Raw genomic sequence first — 2,596 nt, forward strand, 5'->3', positions numbered from 1 at the left:
CGCCGCCCGCGTAACGCGGGAGCTGGCCGGCCGGCTGGCCAAGCTCTCGGAGCAGCTGGAGCAGGCCGGCCACGCCCCCGACGTGGTGGCCCAGTTCCTGATGCGCTGCCTGTTTACGATGTTCTCGGAGGATACCGGCCTGATTCCCAAAACGTCGTTTACCGGCATGCTCACCCGCTACGGCAGCCCCGAGCTGCTGGAGTTTCTGCCCGACGCCCTCCAGACGCTCTGGCGCACGATGGACACCGGCGGCTTCTCGCCCGACCTCAAGGCCCGGTTGCGCCGCTTCAACGGCCGGCTGTTTCATGAGGCCAACGCGTTGCCGTTGAGCGCGGCCCAGGCCGAGCTGCTGCTGCAATCGGCGCGGGCCGACTGGACGGAGGTGGAGCCGGCCATTTTCGGGACGCTGCTGGAGCGGGCCCTCGACCCCAAGGAGCGGCACAGCCTGGGGGCCCACTACACCCCGCGCCGCTACGTGGAGCGGCTGGTGCTGCCCACGGTGCTGGAGCCGCTACGCCGCGAGTGGAGCGCCGCCCAGGCCGCCGCCGCCCGCCGCCTCGCCGAAGGCCAGGAAAAGGAAGCCCGCGCCGAGCTGGTGCGCTTCCTCCAGCGCCTCACCAGTTTGCGCATCCTGGACCCGGCCTGCGGCTCGGGCAACTTCCTCTACGTCACGCTCGAACACCTCAAGCGGCTCGAAGGCGAGGTGCTGGCTGCCATCAACAGCTACGGGCAGACGGGTTTGCTGGAGCTGGGCGGCGGCACCACCGTGAGCCCCCACCAGCTGCTGGGCCTGGAGCTGAACCCGCGCGCCGCCGCCATTGCCGACGTGGTGCTGCGCATCGGGTACCTGCAATGGCACCTGCGCACCTACGGCCCCTCCGAGCTGCGCGAGCCCCTGCTCGATGAGTACCAGAACATCCGCCAGCAGGATGCCGCCCTCCAGCACGACCCGCCCGTGCCCCGCCTCGATGCCCAGGGCCAGCCCGTAACGCGCTGGGATGGCACCACCAAGCGGCACCCCGCCACCGGCCAGCCCGTACCCGACGAAACCGCCCGCACGCCCGTTCTCGATTACCCCGACCCCCGCCCCGCCGAGTGGCCCCAGGCCGAGTTCATCGTGGGCAACCCGCCGTTTGTGGGGCCGGCCCGGATGCGCGATGCCCTCGGCGACGGCTACACCGAAGCCCTGCGCAAAGCCTACAAGGGCAAGGTGCCCGATTCGGCCGACCTCGTGATGTACTGGTGGTACAATGCCGCCGCCGCCGTGCAGCGCGGCGCCACCGAGCGGTTCGGCTTCATCACCACCAACAGCCTCAAGCAAACCTTCAACCGCCGCGTAATGCAGCCCTTCCTGGAAGCGACCCGGCCCCGCTCACGCTCACCTTCGCCGTGCCCGACCACCCCTGGGTGGATGCCGCCGAAGGAGCCGCCGTGCGCATCGCCATGACCGTAGCCGAACGCACCCCGGCCACCCCGTTGCCCGGTTTACTCTTGACGCTAAGAACCGAAACCGCAGCGAAAGGCGATGATGCGGCGGAAGTAACGTTTGAAACTCAAGAAGGTCTTATTCAACCTGACTTGACAATTGGCGCGGACTTAGATAGTGCGCGACCTCTAAAGGCGCTAGAGAATCTATCTAGCCCAGGTGTGAAACTGCATGGCCAAGGCTTTGTCTTGACAGCAGAAAAAGCTCGCTTTTTGGGTTTGGGGAGTATTGAAGGTCTGGATACGTATATAAGGCCATACTTCAGCGGTAAAGACTTTACCGAACGTAACCGCAAGCAATTTGTCATCGACCTATTTGGCCTTAGTTCTGAGCAAGTACTAAATTATTTTCCAACAGTATATCAACACCTACTAGAGCAAGTAAAGCCAGAAAGAGATGCAAAAGGTCAGACAAAGGATGGTGCTGGATATGCGAAGCTATGGTGGCTGTTTGGAAAGCCACGCCAGGATTTACGTCCTGCGCTTCAAGCCATAAGAAGGTACATTGCAACTGTTGTCACCGCAAAGCATCGCGTATTTCAGTTTCTGGATAAAGATATCTTAGCTGAAGATGCACTGATTGTTATCGCCTCTGAAGATGCCTATCACCTAGGCGTTTTATCAAGCCGTTTTCACGTTGTGTGGGCATTAGCAGTCGGTGCTATTCTTGGTGTAGGAGCGACTCCTCGTTACCGAAAATCGCGCACCTTCGACCCGTTCCCCTTCCCCGAGGCCACGGCCGAGCAGCAGGCGCGCATCCGGGAGCTGGCCGAACAGCTCGACGCCCACCGCAAGCGCCAGCAGGCCGCCCACCCCACCCTCACGCTCACCGACCTCTACAACGTGGTGGAGAAGCTGCGCGCCGGTCAGCCCCTGGCCACGCCCAAAGACCAAACCGTTAACCAGCAGGGCCTGGCCTCGGTGGTGCTCAGCCTGCACCAGCAGCTCGATGCCGCCGTAGCCGCCGCCTACAACTGGCCCCCCGCCCTGCCCGAAGCCGAGCCTGCTGGCCCGCCTCGTGGCCCTCAACCACGCCCGCGCCCAGGAGGAAAAAGCCGGCCACGTCCGCTACCTGCGCCCCGCCTACCAGGCCCCCGAGCTGCAGCAGCAG

General features: G+C 64.1%; 2 protein-coding genes. Both read left to right on the top strand.

The features are described from left to right. On the top strand, positions 1-1,447 hold a 1,447-nt coding region (locus tag D0N36_RS19850; RefSeq protein ID WP_190242770.1), incomplete at its 5' end, for a class I SAM-dependent DNA methyltransferase. Then, on the top strand, positions 1,444-2,596 hold a 1,153-nt coding region (locus D0N36_RS20180), incomplete at its 3' end, for a type IIL restriction-modification enzyme MmeI (RefSeq protein ID WP_317191506.1). The genes D0N36_RS19850 and D0N36_RS20180, both read left to right, overlap by 4 nt.

The sequence above is a fragment of the Hymenobacter lapidiphilus genome, from assembly GCF_003417065.2.
Classification (GTDB): domain Bacteria; phylum Bacteroidota; class Bacteroidia; order Cytophagales; family Hymenobacteraceae; genus Hymenobacter.